Origin of the sequence: Chitinophaga sp. 22308 (genome assembly GCF_052045305.1) — a bacterium.
GTDB lineage: Bacteria > Bacteroidota > Bacteroidia > Chitinophagales > Chitinophagaceae > Chitinophaga > Chitinophaga varians_A.
The window spans coordinates 185,375-202,492 of the sequence record NZ_JBQEOP010000004.1 but is presented as its reverse complement, the minus strand read 5'-3'; the positions used below and the strand labels follow the sequence as shown (position 1 = coordinate 202,492).

The window sequence follows — 17,118 nt, the reverse complement described above, 5'->3', positions numbered from 1 at the left end:
TCCCCGCCCTTTGATGTTATTTAGACAATAATTGATTAAAATTGTGCGAAGTTAAGAAAATACGATGGCACCTAAAGGGGCAACTTTTCCAAAAACGGGGGTTTTGAAATTTTTTTCGTAAATTTCTTAGTAATTTACAATAAAGAGTATTTATTTTACGTTTTTGGCATTGTTTTAGCTCTTTGCCAGGAAGAATTAGAAAAACCTAAGTCAGTAATTTTAACCCAACGCGGATAAACCATATCTTGATTTATGAAAAAGTTGACGTTAATTTTTTGTGCAGTATTGATCACTTCCGGCACAACTTTTGCACAGCAAAAAAAATCAGTTAAGAAAGCAAAAACAGTTGCTAAAAAGGTGGAAGCACCCGCAGCGGTTAAAAGTTCTTTTGATCAAACCTTTGCCGGAACTACAGACGCCAAGTGGACTAAGACAAGTGCTGGCCACTGGAGCGTAAGTTTCCACAAAGACAACATACAGACTCTTGCAGAGTATGACGCCGACGGCAAATGGATTGCCACCAGAAGCGCATACGACGCACAGACCCTGCCGGAATCAGTGGCTGGTACACTGAAATCAAAATATCCGGCAGCCACCATAAAAGATGGCTGGAAAATTGAGAGAGCAGATGTAGCTGCTTACTACAAAGTAAACATTCAGGACAATGGTGCAGATAAAGCAGTGTTGTTGAACGAAGCAGGCACCGTCACTGAATAATTAAACACGTATTTCATAGGTATAGGGATAAATAGGACAGACCCTGCTCTTTTGGGCGGGGTTTTTCATTTTCCATCATTGCAACGAAGCGCATGAATACTTGCACCCCAGCGCTTCTCTGGCAACGGCCCCATCTCCAGTAACAACGTGCCGCCGTCCATCAGCTGCTGATGCGTGAAAAAAGGCGCATACAACATTTCCCCGTTTAACCAGGCTTTCTGAATGTATTGATTCTTCACTGAACAATGACGCGCTACAATCGTGAACCGCTTACCTCCCGGTAACCGGATACTGGCCTTGCTGAACACCGGGCTTCCAATGGCATAAACAGGCACTCCAGCCGTGACCGGATAAAAGCCTAAAGACGAAAACACAACAAACGCACTCATCCCGCCACCATCTTCATCTCCGGGAATGCCAAAAACATTGTCCTTAAACCACAGGTCCAGCAACATACGCACCCGCCGCTGTGTTTTCCATGCCGCCCCTACGTAATTGTACAGGTAAGGAATGTGAAATCCCGGTTCATTACCCATGGAAAACTGTCCCACTAATCCGGTAGCGTCCGGAAAGCGATGCCAGAACATATACCGTGGCATCGCTGGCACAGTATGGAACAACTCGTCCAGCCTTTTTTCAAAAGCCTTTTCTCCTCCCATCAGCCGGACCAATGCCGGGATGTTATGCTGCACTGCCCAGAGATAAGTCCAGCCATTATTCTCATCATAGTAGTCACGGCCACCTGGGCCGCCATCCCACGCGGGATCAATGCCAATCCAGCGCCCTGCGCTGTCTTTCGGAAGAAAAAAACGGGCGCTGTCATGCCACAACCGCCGGAAATTTTCTGCGCGTGCGGCAAACAAAAGACTATCGTCATAAAGATGCAGTTCACCTGACAGTTGTGATAATGCCCAGTCGTCATAACTGTGCCCTAAAGTGACGGCCACTGCCTGGCGTTTTTCAAACGGGTGTACCGCTGCCACTGCTTCTGTATCGCCGGGACGCAAGGCCGGATAATAACCCTTTGCCTGGTAAAAGCTGTCGAGTGGTCCACTGTGGCCATTACGCCAGGGCAGCATCGTTGCTTCCATCGCATTTTTTTTCATGCCTTCATAGGCGACTGCCAACCGTGGTATTTTTAATCCTTTGCGTAAGGCATCCAAAAAAATAATGGTGCTGTGAAAACCATTCATACAGGGATGATCTCCATACAGCCGTGGAAATGCAGGCATCCAGCCACTTTGTTCATACATGGTCACATAAGCGTCCAGCATATCCTCTTCCTGCTCCGGATGCAGTACCATGCGCAAAGGATGCAGCGCCTGGTAAGTATCCCAGGTGGCGTCATCTACATAAAAAGGACGACGGGCCACATTGACTTTTTTATTGTAACCGCTATAGTAAAGCGTATCTTCCGTGATATTCACCATCCGTTCATGACAACGATACAGCGCGGTGTAAAATGACCTGCGCTGCGCCTGTGTTCCACCTTCCACCTGAATTTGGCTGGCCACTTCATGCCAGCGGCGCCGGCCTTCCGCCATCACAGCGGCCATATCACGGCCAGCCATTTCCTGCTGAAAATTTTGTTTGGCCTGTTCTGCACTGACATAGGAAACAGCGTATTGCATTACAACCGCATGTTCGTTTCTTTCCGGAAACCGTACGAAATACAAGCTATCCGAAACGAAGCCTGCCGTTATGGCTGTATTAAATCTGCCATATACGTACACCGGAACATCTGCATGAAAAATTGTCCTGGCAGTAAAAGTATTCCCCGAAAAATTCAGGGGAGTAGCAAACAATAATTTTCGATCAGCATCCTGGGGAAATGTAAACCGGTAAACACCGGTTTTACTACCAGGTGCAAACTCCACACGGATACTGTCTTCTATAAGCACAGTGCTGTAATACCAGGGACGTATCACCTCCAACACAGGATCATAGGTACAGCGGCGTTGCCATTCGGCGGGAGATAACGGGCGGGAAGACGGCTTCATGATAAATAGCGCCCCCTCATGATGCGACGCCACCTGCAAAGGAAAACCAGTAATCTGATCATCGGTATAATCTCTCCTCAACGGATATACGCGGACCATCTCGTTGGGCAATTGCATAACCGGCCGGGTGGGTTGTAATAACGTAGATACATTGCCTATAGCGGGGTCCATATATTCTTCCGGCGGCGTTTCACAGCCGACAAGGAAAGACAAGGCTACCAGCGACAAAAAAAACAATTGCTTTTGCATAAGTTGCCGGTTATACAAACAGGGCCCGCCGTGTAGGCGGGCCCGTTATAACAGTTAAAGCGGGTCATTTGCCGTATTCCAGCACGGCCATTACCGGAAAATGATCGGAAGGCTCTCTGGCTATGTATTTCGAAAGCTTCACTTCTTTTGGAAAATTAGCGGCGTCCGCAGCCTGCTCTTCAGGACGTTTGCTGCGATAGCTGTCTGTCAGTATGCCATAACGGCTTACCTTAAACTGTTTTGTCAGGAAGATGTGATCAATACGACTGTCAGTTTTGCTATCTGCCTTAAATGAATTGAATGTACCGTTCAATGCATAACGTATCGCTGTTATCTCATAGGCATCTTTCATTACACCGGAATTTTGGATGACACCATAGGACTCGCTATGCTGGTCCACATTGAAGTCTCCCGTCAGCAACGCCGGTTTGTCGCCTGCAATCTCCTTCACCTTTGCCAGCACCAGTTTGGCACTTTCCGCACGGGCCACCACGCCAACATGGTCCATATGGAGGTTAAAGAAATAAAACACAAAACCTGTGGACCTATCTTTAAACTCGCCCCAGGAGCATATTCTGGGCAATACAGCGTCCCACCCCTTATTAGGCTTGTCGGTAATGGTCGACAACCAGAAATCGCCATGGTGCAGCAACTGAAAGCGACCGGTTTTGTAGAAGATTGCGGAATGTTCGCCGCCCTGTTTTCCGTCATCACGGCCAATGCCGATAAAATCAAATCCTGGTAGGCTGTCTTTGATATTTACCAACTGATGGTACAGGCATTCCTGTGTTCCGAAAATATCAAAATCGTGAAACCTGATCATGGAAGCTATAACCGGGAATCTTTGTCCCCAGCCATTTCCATGCAGAGAATCTTCCTTGTTGTTATCGTTGCGCATATTATAAGTGGCCACATTAATTCGTTGGCCCGTTACCGTATTTGACAACCACAACAACCCTGCAAAGAGCAGGCAAACAACTTTTTTCATGAGCGTTTTTTTAAATGGTCAATTATTCCACCCATCCAGGATTTTGTCCCAGTTTGGGATTCAGCTGAAGGTCTGTGTAGGGTACCGGATAAAGATACTTGTAATCTTTCCACTCCTTCGGCACATTGTCCAGCCAGTGAATTTCACCGGAGTTGCCATTGGCAAGCTGCTGCGGGTTTGTCACATTATTGGCGACGGGAGACACGTTGATATAGGTGACGCCTTTCTGCTGGTTAGCCGGTAATGTTTTGTAGAAACACACATCATTTACGCCATCGCCGTTGAGGTCCATCGGCACATCAAGGGCAGGCACATACATACCGTTCCAGGACTGGGCCAGCAGCTCGCCTTTTTTCCACCTTACCAGATCATAGAAGCGGAAGCCTTCCAGCACCAGCTCGATACCTCTTTCCCTTCTGATCTCCATCAGGGCTGGGTCAGTGATTTCAGGGAAGTAGTTGTTTTTCATATAGGCGTCCACGATAACCGGCTTTGCGGCAGTACCGCTATTGATGCCGGCGCGGGCGCGCAACGCACCTACCGTTTTGCTCCAGTCATCATCTGAGAGCAGCCCCAGTTCAGCTTGTGCCTCTGCATAGTTGAGCAGTATTTCGGCATAACGCATCAGAGTGATAGCGTTCGTATTATTGCCGCCGTTGTCATAAAAGGTGTCATCCAGGCTCCACTTGATAGGCATATAACCTGTATACACGTACGAAAATACCGGAGGCGCAGCGATGGTAGCCCCGTTGCTGGTCCTGGTATAGCCGCTCATACGAATAGTTTGCTGCAAACGTTTATCGCGGTTCTGTGTTTCTTTGAAGAAAGGCAGGGTATCGTACCGGTCAGTATTGGTAAACGGCGTACCATCGATATTCAGATATGTATTGATGAATTTCCGTGTAAAGCTCAGGCGGGCGCCATAGGTAGAGCTGGTATACCACCAGTTGGCATCGTTGAATACGCCGAGGCTGGCGCTGGCGATATTGGCCAGCATGATCTCGGCCGCCACCGGCGCATTGCTGATAAACAGCTGACGATAGGACTGGGCAACGCCGCCACCCTGGTTCAGGGAAAACGCCTTGCTGTCCATAACGTTTTTTGCAGCGGCAGCAGCAGCTTTCAGCCAGTCAGGCGCCGTCGCCATCAGGTTGTAGGAAGTTTGATACCTGCGGAAAGTACCTTCAAACAGGCATACTCTTGACTTAAACCCGAGCACCACATTTCTGGTGATCTGGCTGCAGGTAGGATCATTGGCCAGTGTGATGTTGGCGGCAGCGAAGTCCAGATCAGCCACCACAGAGTCCATAATGAGGGTCCGCGGGTCACGGCCGGCATACAGGTTGTTATCGTTCACTTCAAACGGCTTTCCAATCCAGGGCACATCACCGAAACGTTTTACCTTGTCGAAATAAAACCACGCGCGGAAGAAGCGGGCCAGTCCGACGTAATTGTTTCTCACAGCCTGCGGCACCTTTGGGTTATTGCAGTTGGCGATGAAATAGTTGATGTTGCGCAGGTTCTTCCAGTCCCAGCCAGTAGCCGTTCTGGAGGTGTAAGCTCCCTGACGCAGGAAATCAGGGACGGCATTGACAGCGCTGTAGTCTGCCATATTATCCGTCTTATAGATATCGTTGATGCCAGGCAACACATCGTAGAAGGAGTTGGAATAAAGCTTCATTCCATCTTCACTGCCGAAGATGGCGTCTTTAGTAGCAGTATCTACCGGCGCCTGGTCCAGGTTTTTGGAGCAACTTCCGGTAAGCACCCAGGCCGTCAGCACTATCCCCAGCCATGTAAGCCTTTTGGAAAGTGCGTTTTTATATTGTTGCATAGTTTATCCTTTTTTCGTTTAGCAATGATGATCAAAGCGTGACACTAATTCCCAGCGTGAAACTTTTGAGGATGGGATAGTTGTTCCCGTTACCGGAGTTGCCGGAATCGGTGACAGTGTCGGAGCGGCCAATGCTTTCCACATCGAGGTCACGGGTGATGCGGTACATCGGCGACCAGGACCAGAGGTTTTCAGCAGAGAGGAATACTCTTGCGGCATTGAGCTTCGCCCTTGAAATCAGCGCCTTGGGCAGATTGTAGCCGATCTGTATATTTTTCAGACGGATATAAGCCACATTCTGCAGGTACTTTGATTGTTGTGCTTTCAGCTCGCCGGCGCCATTCTGGGCCACATAACCACGGTAGCGCGGGAAGTAAGCATCCTGATTATCTTCAGACCAGATGTTGCCGATCTGGGATTTAGGCATATAGTTGTAAGGTCTGTTGTACTGTCCCCAGAAAACATCTGACTCTGCACCGGGCCACCAGTCTTGTTTTCCAACACCCTGGAAGAAAACACTGAAGAAGATATTGTTCCAGTCGGCGCTGAGGTTGATGCCATAGGTGTAGTGCGGCAGCGAGTCGCCGATGATGGTAAGGTCACCATGATCGCTTAAGGTATTGGCGCCGTTGTTAATGATACCGTCGCCGTTGAGGTCTTTGAATCTGATATCACCAGGCAGCCACTGGCCGGAGTTGGAAGCTTTAAAAAGCGCTTGTGCCTTGGCAGCTGCGGCCACATTGTCTTTGGTCCAGTAGCCATCATTTACATAACCCCATATTTCACCCACTTTCTTACCGGCATACCAGTCGGTCAGTTTATTGTTGGTATTATTGTATTTGGTGATGGTGGCGCTGTAATCGGCCAGTGTGGCGTTAACGCTGTAGTGCAGCGGTTTGGAGGCCACGTTGAACTGATCGCGCCAGCCGAGGGCTATTTCCCATCCGTTGGTTTTAAGATCGGCATAGTTGCCTTTGGGCACATCCGTACCAAAAACGGCAGGCAATGTCTGGCCAACGGTAAACATGTTTTTAGTAATCCGCGTATATACGTCACCCGTAAAAGTGAGGCGGCTGTTCAGTGCGGCGAGGTCCAGGCCGAGGTTGCGCGTTGTGGACGTTTCCCAGGTGAGGCCATCAGGCAATACCACCGGCTGTGAGGTTTGTTGCGGGCGCACGCCATTGATTACTCTGCCGGATTGTTTGATCTCCAGCTTCTCCTGAAAAGCATATGACTTGATATTACCATTACCAAGGGAACCGTAAGACCCTCTGATTTTCAGATCAGAAACCGCTGTTTCCGGAATATGCCAGAAGCCTTCTTTGGAAAGGCGCCAGCCACCGGAAACAGAAGGGAAGAAAGCATACCGCTGGCTGGAAGGAAATTTGGACGAGCCGTCGTAGCGGCCGTTGACTTCCAGCAGGTAACGGTCTTTATAGGAATAGTTCAACCGGAAAAATTCACCCATAATAGCCCAGCGCTCATAACCGCCGGCGGTGGCGATATTGGTGCCCAGTGCCAGGTTCAGGTCTTTGGCATCGCTGTACACGAGGCCGTTGCGGGTAGTGGAAAAACCTTTATAGGTAGACTGCTCGTAGTTGAAACCAGCCATTGCCTTGAAATAATGGTCGGTGCCAAAGCGGGTTTCATATTCTGTATAAATATTAGAGGCCAGGTAAAGCGTGTTATAATTGCTCATCATGAGATCATTATAACCAAGACCTACATAAGCGATAGCTCCCGGCGCATTGCTATAGGGAACTGGAACGCGTAAACGCTTCTGGTTATCGGCAGTGTTCTGCACGGTGAAGTCGCCTTTCAGTCGCAGCTTGTCTTTATAGATGTCTGCTGAAAATCCGGTCGTATTTCTGAACACCTGCTTGTTGAGGTCTACACCATTTTTGCCGTAGAAGAAATCGCCTACCGTATAGGCAGCTGTGTAGGTGAGGGTGCCATCAGGATTGAAGAGCATGGAAGACGGATGGCCTTCATCTGCCAGGTTACGCCAGATGCCGCCGCCTTCGCCCACGTTGAGCGGATTGTGGTAGTCCCTGCTGGAAAACTCGGTGCTGTTGTAGATGTTCAGAAAAGGGAACAGCTGAATATTTCCTTTTGCACGCAGGTTGTACATCTTGTAATCATCAGAATTAAAACGGAACAGTCCGTCCTGCCCATAATACCTGCCGGTAATATAATAACTGGCTTTACCGCTGCTACCCGAAACGGAGAGGTTATGTTCTGCAGCGCTGGTGTGGTTTTTATACAATAAGCCATACCAGTCGGTATTACCATAATATTCATAGTTGCCCGCAGCATTGACGATAGTCTTGGGCAGGCCGGGATTTTCAGCACGTTCTTTCAGCGCGGCCAGATAGGCCTGTGAGAAAGGTTGTGTTTTATTGATATTCTGGGGCACCTGGGAATAATCATTCCAGGCAGTCCAGGCCTCATTGAAGTTTTTAGCGTATTCATAACCGTCCGTCACTACATTAGGTACTGTAGTAGGTTTTTTCAGGGAGTAGTTGGTGGAGTAGGTAACGCTTAATTTGTCTTTTGCCGGCGTTTTGGTGGTGAACAGTACCACGCCGAAGGCGCCACGCGCACCATAGATAGCGGCAGAAGCCGCGTCTTTAAGGACAGTAACGCTGGTCACATCAGCAGGATTGAGCATGCTCGGGTCGCCTTCCACGCCATCGATCAGTACCAGTGCGTTTCCCCCCTGTCCGATGGAAGTGATACCGCGGACGTTATAGGCCGGGGCCTGTGTGGGCTTACCATCGCCGGGCACGAGGTTCAGGTTGGGCACTACGCCCTGCAGTCCCTGGCTCAGGTTAGGCAACGGACGGTTTTCCAGTGCTTTGGCGGATACCTGGGTAACAGCACCTGTCAGGTTTACTTTTTTCTGGGTGCCATAGCCCACTACCACCACATCACTCAGGGAGGACACATTGGTTTTCAGTGCAACCTGAATAAAGGTTTGATTGCCTGTCGTCACAGTATCCGGGCGATAACCGACGAAACTGAAAATCAGCCGGGAGCCGGCCGGGGCATTTAATGAAAAATCGCCTTGCGGGTTGGTACTGGTACCGGACGAGGTGCCCAGCACTTTTACCGTTACACCCGGCAATGGCTGCCCACTTTCATCCAGCACCCTTCCCTTCAGCGGAAGGGTTTGTGCCGAACTGCCGTAAGCATAAGACAACAGCAATAGCATGTATAACCATCTTTTCATGGTGACATTCTGTAATTTGATGAACAGGAGTTAATTATCACGCTGCAAGTAAGAAAGAGCGGGTTAACAGGCGGATTAATTAGGGATTAACGGGCCGTTATTAACAGAAAAAAAGCAGCGATTAAATTATGAAATGCGTGTTTTATCTATTAAATTAACACTAGAGAAGTTTCTTAAAGCAAAGTTAACTTCCATATCAGAAATTTCTAGCGATTAGATTTTAATTTGCCACGTTATAGAAAGCCGGTCTGTCCCGCTTCTTATTAGAACAAATGGAAAAAAGACTTACAGGATTTGTAAGGTAGCCTATGTACAGATATATAGTCTTTTTGATCATATTAATATCACTTGTTGTAGCCGGCAAGGCACAGGAGGGGTATGGCCTGGCGTTCGCCAGTAAAAACATTGCCCAGGAAGATCGCACTTCACTGGATCTTACACCGGAAAAACCTGTCCAGGTGAAAGGCAGTTACAGCCTGTCTTTCGACCTTTCCTTCCAGCCTTTTTTCCGATCGTACTTCGGCTATGTGTTCAGGATAACCGATGAAAAGCGCCAGAATATCGACCTGATATATAATGTCCGCACAAAAGCATTTTATGTGGTCACGGGCAACTCATTTTCCGGCATCACCTTCTCAATCGGCCCTGACAGCCTGTTTCACCAATGGAACACCATCCGGCTGGACGGTAACAATGAAGCACATACATTAGCCGTTACCGTCAATGGGAAACAGGTAGGCATTGCACGCAGTCCCGTTATTTCCGGCAGCATGCTCCGGATCTGCTTCGGTGCCAATTACCGTAAGGCCTTCCGGACGTTTGACCTGCCACCCATGCGGCTGAAAGATATACGGCTGTTTGCCGGTAACAGGTTACAGCATCACTGGCCGCTGGACCAGACTGATGGCTTTATCGACAAAGATCTCGTCACTGGGCAGACAGCGCAGGTCAAAAATCCGGTGTGGATGCGGCCTGCATTTACTACCTGGCATAAAGCCGATTCCTTTATTGTAAAAGGAAACGCTGGTATAGCGATGGACGCCGCAACCGGTACTATTTATATCACCAGCAATGACAGCCTTTACCGCTATTCCTGTTTCACCCATCAGACAGTGGCACAGGCACAGGTCCCTCACATATCACCCCAAGGGCTACACGCTGTTTTTAACCCGGCAGATAAACAGCTTTACCAGCTGATGGCCGACAGCCAGCAGGTAGCGGTATGTGATACCAGCCGGCACACATGGGATAAAGCATTAAATCCACAGAACGTCACCAGCTACTGGCATTCCAATCTCTTTTTTTCCGCGTATGACAGCAGTGTTTATATCATAGGTGGTTATGGCGATTTCAGGTATAAAAACGAAGTACACCGCTATACGCCATCACGCCATCAGTGGGAGCAGGTGGCCATGACAGGGGACACTTTCACTCCCCGGTACCTGGCTGCGCTGGGGCACAACGAAGCCGGCGACACAGCGTATATACTTGGGGGTTACGGCAGCACTACCGGTGATCAGCTACTGAATCCGCATAACCTGTACGACCTGGTATTGTTTGATGTAAAGCGCCGCACCTTCCGCTCCATCTACCGGTTGAAAGAGCCGGAAGAACAGTTTGCCTTTGCCGGCAATATGATCCTGAATACAGCGCAACAGGAATATTATGCCCTGACTTTTGCCAACGACCGGATGAACTCTTCCCTTCAGCTGATCAGGGGCTCCTTGAAAGAACCGGTATACACCGCGATGGCCACTCCTGTACCGTTTGATTTTTACGATATACGGTCGGCCGCAAGGCTCTTTTATACACCCGAAAATGATGAACTGACGGTAGTGACTTTGTTTTCCCTGAAAAACAATACCACGCAGGTACGTATTCATACTTTGCTGTTTTCGCCTTATGGCCTTGGCGCCCAGGCACCGGCCGACAGACCGGCGCCATTGTATCTTGTCAGGATTATGATAGCGATAGGCGTGGTGATTGCGCTGTTTTTACTGGCGCTTGGCATTGCAGCACTGAACCGCAGGAAAGCGACAGCGCCCGCACCTGTTGCCCCACCGCCAGTTACAGCTACAACTATCATCATACCCGCTGCAGCACCTGTCGCCACGGGCCATCATTCCGGTGTGCTGTTGTTTGGCCATTTTACGGTTACCGACAAAGACGGTAATGACATCACCCGCGCTTTCAGTCCTTTGCTGAAAGAGCTGTTTCTGTTGTTATATCTACATTCATTGCCTGGCAGGGGTGGTATTTCGTCTGAAGAAATCAATGAGGTGCTGTGGCCGGGCAGGTCTGTAAAAGACGCGAAAAACAACCGTTCCGTTAATCTGGTCAAACTAAAAAACATACTTGATAAAACGGGCGCCTATACGCTGGCGAAAGACAATGAACGCTGGATTTTCCGGTTTGAGGAGCCGGCTGTACAGACAGACCTGGACCATTATTATCAGTTGTTACAGGAGGGTACTGGTAATATCAGTGCATTGACAGCGCTATTGAAGCGGGGACCCTTCCTGCAAGGCACCGAATATCCCTGGCTGGATAAATTCAAGGCCGATATTGCCTCCCATAATATTGAGCTGCTGGGTCATTTCCTGGAAGAAAACCCCGATGCCGCTCCGGCATTTGTACTGGAAGTATGTGATTGTATGTTGCATGCCGACTCTTTGCATGAAGAGGCTGTGCGTCACAAATGCAGGGCATTGGTAGCACTGCGGCAGCATGCGGCGGCGCGCCATCTGTACGCATCGTTTTTGAAAGAATACAAAAGCACTTACGGGGCCACTTATGAGGTGGAATATGCCGAAGCGATTGCCCATTGCTGAAAATTTAAAAGTCGCCCCACGGAGGTGAGGCGACTTTATAAAATCTGGTAAAAACTTCTCTGGCAATTAACTTGTGTTCCCCTGGTGTTTGACAAAAAAACGCAAGTCTAAAATTTATGGCTTTACTCAATGTAATCACCAGAAAAGTTTCTTCCCATGGTCAAATCTAATAAGGAAGCTTTGAAGGTTCACAGATGGATATCTGTCCGTCGTTTTAACAGTTACAAAGTAACAGTGATATTTCCGACTGCGGTTTTCAATTCGGGAAAAGAAATGATCAAAGCGGGAAATTGCAAAAAAAAATGCTGATGGCGAAGGGCCATCAGCATTTATATAAACTCTTTCTAATTGATAATCAACGAAGTAACAACTCACACGGTTTTAATCCTGTATGTTTTTTAAAGGCAGTGGAGAAGTGGGATATGCAGGAATAACCCATCAGCATAGCCACTTCAGACACGGACATGCCTTTTTCGTACAACAGGCCTTTGGCCTTTTCCATCCTTTCTTTCTGGAAATAGTCATAGATGGTGGTACCGTACATGGCTTTAAAGCCTTTTTTCAGGTAACATTCATTCATGGCTACTTTGCGGGCCAGATCGCGGATGGTGATAGGGGAATCCAGTTGTTCCAGTAAGATACTTCTTGCTTTTTCAATTTTCTCCCGGTCTTCCAGGTGTGTGAGGAAGCGGCAGCCGTAGCGTTCGTCGGGATCGTTCTGCATGAACTGGTCTGAACTGTACAGCAGTAAGTCCAGGGCGCGGCTTTGCAGGAAGATGTTTTTCAGCATTCCTTCATAATCATGATGTACCATGGTTTCCAGCACTGATTTGGATTTGGTGCAGGGCTGGATGGTTTTCACGAAAGGTTTGCGGGCCTGGTTCTCGAAGAGGGAGAACGAGGTGGTATTTTTCTGAAGCGACTGAATAAACGCTGGCTGGAACCTGACGGTGATGAGGTCTACCGAAGGGACCTTGTCTTTACAGGCTTCTTTGTTGCCTTCTGCACATAACTGGTCAGTGCAGGCGGGATTTTTACAATATTTGCTGCCGGCCACGCAATAGCGAAGTTCTATTGCGGCGGACTGCCCTCTTTTAGCCGGCTGGTATACCACCATGGCTACGTCTTCCACCGGTAGCGGCTTGTCATAAACAAAGCGCTGCAATGTAAAGTCCAGGCAATCCGGGACAGTCACGCTATCCTGCTCCGCCAGCTGTAGCTGGTCGCTCATGGCGGGCTGCGGGATGGCTAATGCCAGTATTTCCTGAATTTCTTTCACTTTACCTGATGTTTTAAAACCGGGACAAATTTAACACTTCCAATTTTAATCAAATACATTTTGACAATACACTTACAAAGCATTCCTAACATAAGGAATAACTTTTACATATCTGGAGCAGTGTGACAGCAATCAATTGGTATAAATTTCGTTTATTCATAACAGATGGAACACAGGAAAAGGAAATTACCCCGGATCATCAGGATTATTCTGACCGTATTATCTATACTGCTGGTACTGGTATTATGTACAGGCTGGTATCTTAACCAACACTGGACCAAGCTGTTACGCAAGGAACTATCCGGTTATGTAACGGACCTGTCAGACAGCCTGTATACCGTACAATTCAAAGAACTGCATCTTAATGTGCTTTCCGGCAGCCTGACAGTGGACAAAGCCGCCATGACGCTGGACTCAGCGGTATACAGGCGTATGCTGGCAGCCCACCGCGCTCCGGAAAACACCTACCTCATCAGTGTGGAAAAACTACAACTGCGGTACTTTAAACCGTGGCGGTATTTCACCAGAAAAGAGCTGAGCGCCGGAGAACTGATAGTGACCGGCCCCAGTATTGTGATGGACCAGAACAGCACCGTCAGGGACACCACCCGGCCCCGGACAGCCTATGAGGACATATCTCCCAAAATGAAATCCATCTTCATCGGGCATTTACAGCTGGACAGCACCAATTTTAAATATGTGTTTACCCGGAAAGATTCCTCCCGTGTTATACACCAGTTCCATAACCTACGGGTAGGGGTAAACGATTTTTTGATTGATTCTGTGGCTTTGAATGATCCTACCCGTTACCTGTATGCCCGTAACTATGAAATCGGTATGCGGGACTATATGAACCGCACCCGCGACAGCCTTTATTGGATGTATGTGCGTGGTATTCGTTACGATGCGGCCGAAAGGACGCTGAACATCGGCCAGTTTGAGCTACAGCCCCGATACGATAAAACGCAGTTTCAGCAGCAGACCGGCGGTGTACAACAGGATCGTTATGAGCTGCAGTTCAATGATATAAAAGTACAGGAACTAGACCCGCGGCTATTACTGCAGGAGCAGCAGGTATGGGCCCGGCGTATCAACATCAGCAATGGCCGGCTGCATATTTACCGGGACCGGACCTTACCGATGCCGCCGGGTGATAAACTGGGACAGTTCCCCAACCAGGTGCTGCAAAAGCTGCATCTGCCCATAAAAATCGATACCCTGACCGGCAACAACGTGGAGCTGCAATATGCCGAGTTAAGCCCGGTTTCCCAGCACGTGGGCCAGATCAACTTTAATCATGTACATGCCAGGCTGACCAACATCACCAATATTGACTCCATGGTGGCCCGGAACAAGCACTGCATGGCCGATTTTGACGCTATTTTCATGCAAAGCGGCAAGCTGAGGGCCCATTTTGACTTTACGCTCAACAATCCGGCGGGCCAGTTCGCCGTGTCCGGACAGTTGAAAAATATGAACGGCAAGGAACTGAACAGCGTAACCCGGCCTCTGGGCATGATAGAGATACGGTCCTGCAACATCCGGGACCTGAATTTCAATATCCGGGGCGACGAGCGCAAAGCCGCCGGCAGCGTTACCATGTTGTATGACAACCTGAAAATAGCCATCCTGAAGCAGGACAAGGACCATAAAAACTACAGCCGTAAAGGGTTGATGAGTTTTGTGGCAAATGTGATGGTCATAAAAGACGGTAATCCCCTCCCGGGGGAGAAGGTCCGGGTGGCCAATGTTACCCACGTACGGGATGTTCAGAAGTCATTTTTTAACCTGGTGTGGAAAACATTATTTACCGGGGTGAAGGAGACCGCCGGGGCCGGAAAATTATAGGGGCAAAAAAGTGGTATCCATCCCTCTCAAAAACAGCTATTCTTTTATGGAAATCAGGCGTTTTTTTCGTATTTTTGCATGATTGTCTACCGATTTTGTTTCTAAACGATTTTACACCAACATATGAGCGAAGAATTAGTGCAAGCAACCAGCCCCAGCAACGGATATGATGCGGGGAGTATTCAGGTATTGGAAGGACTGGAAGCGGTGCGCAAGCGTCCGGCCATGTATATTGGCGACATTGGCATCAAAGGACTTCACCACCTGGTATATGAGGTAGTTGATAACTCCATCGACGAGGCCCTGGCTGGCTACTGCAAAAATATCGAAGTAACGATCTGCGAGGATAACTCTATCCGGGTAAAGGATGACGGCCGTGGTATCCCCACCGGCATTCACCCCAAAGAAGGACGTTCCGCCCTGGAAGTGGTAATGACCGTGCTCCATGCCGGCGGTAAATTTGATAAAAACACCTATAAAGTGTCCGGCGGTCTGCACGGGGTGGGGGTCAGCTGCGTGAACGCACTGAGCAGCCGCCTGCATGTGACCGTACAAACGGAAGGTAAGCTGTTTGAACAGGAATACCACCGCGGTATCCCCCAATATGCTGTACGGGAAATCGGCGTAAGCGAAACTACCGGTACTACTGTACATTTCCAGCCGGATGACGAAATATTCAAGGAAACGACCTACAACCGGGAAATCCTGGCCGGCCGTTTAAGGGAACTGGCTTACCTGAACCGTAAGATCCGTATCGTTCTGTCTGACGAACGTGAAAAAGACGAAGAAGGCAACATCTTCACTGAAACTTTCTATAGCGAAGGCGGTATCCTCGAATTTATCCAGATGCTGGATAAAAACGGTCGCCGTGCGCCGCTGCTGCCTGAGCCCATCTACGTAGAAGCCCACGATGCTGAATCCAACGTAGCCGTGGAAGTGGCCCTGGTATATAACGAAGCCTTCAGTGAGAATATCTTCTCCTACGTTAATAATATCAACACCATCGAAGGCGGTACGCACGTGGCCGGTTTCCGCCGCGCCATCACCCGTGTGTTTAAAGCCTATGGCGATAAAAACAAACTGTTTGAGAAATCAAAAGTGGAAGTGACTGGCGACGACTTCCGTGAAGGCCTCAGCGCTATCATCAGCGTAAAAGTGCCGGAACCACAGTTTGAAGGCCAGACCAAAACCAAACTCGGCAACTCCGATGTAATGGGTGTGGTGGACAGCTCCGTAGCTGCCGTACTGGATGCCTTCCTCGAAGAACATCCACGCGAAGCCAAACTGGTGATCAACAAGGTGGTGCTGGCAGCACAGGCCCGCGAAGCGGCCCGTAAAGCCCGCCAGCTGGTGCAACGTAAAAGCGTGATGACTGGTAGCGGCCTTCCAGGCAAACTGGCAGACTGCTCCGACAATGACCCTATGAAGTGCGAACTGTTCCTTGTCGAAGGTGACTCGGCGGGTGGTACTGCCAAACAAGGCCGTAACCGTAACTTCCAGGCCATCCTGCCGCTCCGTGGTAAAATCCTCAACGTGGAAAAGGCCATGGAACACAAGATCTACGAAGACAATGAGATCAAGAATATCTTCACTGCCTTGGGTGTAACCATCGGTACCGAAGAAGACGATAAAGCGCTGAACCTGTCCAAACTCCGCTATCACAAGCTGATCATCATGACGGATGCGGACGTGGACGGTAGCCACATCGCCACCCTGATCCTCACCTTCGTATTCCGTTACATGAAAGCCATGGTGGAACAGGGTTATGTATACATTGCACAACCACCGTTGTACCTCGTTAAAAAAGGCAAGGAACAAATCTACGCCTGGACAGAGGAGCAGCGTAAAGCTGCTACCATTCAACTGGCCGCCGGTGGTAAAGAAGACAGCGTAAACATCCAGCGTTATAAAGGTCTTGGTGAGATGAACGCAGAACAGCTGTGGGACACTACCATGGACCCGGAAAAACGTACGCTGAAGCAAGTGACCATCGAAAGCGCCGCCGAAGCAGACCGTGTATTCAGCATGCTGATGGGCGACGAAGTACCGCCGCGCAGAGCATTCATCGAATCACACGCGAAATACGCAAAAATCGACGCATAAGTTCATTATCAGTATAAAAGTAGAACGCCCATTGATA

General features: G+C 49.0%; 9 protein-coding genes. 4 read left to right on the top strand and 5 right to left on the bottom strand.

All coding sequences use genetic code 11. The features are described from left to right. The first annotated feature begins 252 nt into the window (after positions 1-252). Positions 253-717 (top strand): PepSY-like domain-containing protein, encoded by a 465-nt coding sequence (locus ACTJJS_RS16900; protein WP_168870513.1) that lies wholly within the window; start codon positions 253-255, stop codon positions 715-717. 65 nt (positions 718-782) lie between these two features. On the opposite strand, the gene ACTJJS_RS16895 is transcribed toward ACTJJS_RS16900, so the two are convergent. From ACTJJS_RS16895 to ACTJJS_RS16880, 4 genes are all read right to left on the bottom strand, one after another. After that, entirely contained in the window at positions 783-2,966 is a 2,184-nt protein-coding gene (locus tag ACTJJS_RS16895; protein WP_440664557.1) for a GH92 family glycosyl hydrolase, read from the bottom strand. A gap of 64 nt (positions 2,967-3,030) precedes the next feature. Next, positions 3,031-3,954: an endonuclease/exonuclease/phosphatase family protein gene (locus ACTJJS_RS16890; protein WP_440664556.1), complete on the bottom strand. Its 924-nt coding sequence runs from the start codon at positions 3,952-3,954 to the stop codon at positions 3,031-3,033. Positions 3,955-3,976: 22 nt separating this feature from the next. Continuing rightward, positions 3,977-5,788: a RagB/SusD family nutrient uptake outer membrane protein gene (locus ACTJJS_RS16885; protein WP_440664555.1), complete on the bottom strand. Its 1,812-nt coding sequence runs from the start codon at positions 5,786-5,788 to the stop codon at positions 3,977-3,979. 31 nt (positions 5,789-5,819) lie between these two features. Beyond that, a complete protein-coding gene (locus tag ACTJJS_RS16880; protein ID WP_440664554.1) occupies positions 5,820-9,020 on the bottom strand; it encodes a SusC/RagA family TonB-linked outer membrane protein in 3,201 nt (1,066 codons plus the stop codon). 329 nt (positions 9,021-9,349) lie between these two features. On the opposite strand from ACTJJS_RS16880, the gene ACTJJS_RS16875 reads away from it, so the two are divergent. Then, positions 9,350-11,851 (top strand): kelch repeat-containing protein, encoded by a 2,502-nt coding sequence (locus tag ACTJJS_RS16875; RefSeq protein ID WP_440664553.1) that lies wholly within the window; start codon positions 9,350-9,352, stop codon positions 11,849-11,851. A gap of 355 nt (positions 11,852-12,206) precedes the next feature. Here the strand turns inward: ACTJJS_RS16875 and ACTJJS_RS16870 are convergent, their stop codons facing one another. Further along, positions 12,207-13,130: a helix-turn-helix domain-containing protein gene (locus ACTJJS_RS16870; protein WP_168870519.1), complete on the bottom strand. Its 924-nt coding sequence runs from the start codon at positions 13,128-13,130 to the stop codon at positions 12,207-12,209. A 165-nt stretch (positions 13,131-13,295) separates the two neighbouring features. Here ACTJJS_RS16870 and ACTJJS_RS16865 point away from each other — a divergent pair, with 165 nt between their 5' ends. Together ACTJJS_RS16865 and gyrB are read left to right on the top strand one after the other, a co-directional pair. After that, positions 13,296-14,978 (top strand): hypothetical protein, encoded by a 1,683-nt coding sequence (locus ACTJJS_RS16865; protein WP_440664551.1) that lies wholly within the window; start codon positions 13,296-13,298, stop codon positions 14,976-14,978. 123 nt (positions 14,979-15,101) lie between these two features. After that, positions 15,102-17,081: a DNA topoisomerase (ATP-hydrolyzing) subunit B gene (gene gyrB / locus ACTJJS_RS16860; RefSeq protein ID WP_168870521.1), complete on the top strand. Its 1,980-nt coding sequence runs from the start codon at positions 15,102-15,104 to the stop codon at positions 17,079-17,081. Positions 17,082-17,118 lie beyond the last annotated feature (37 nt).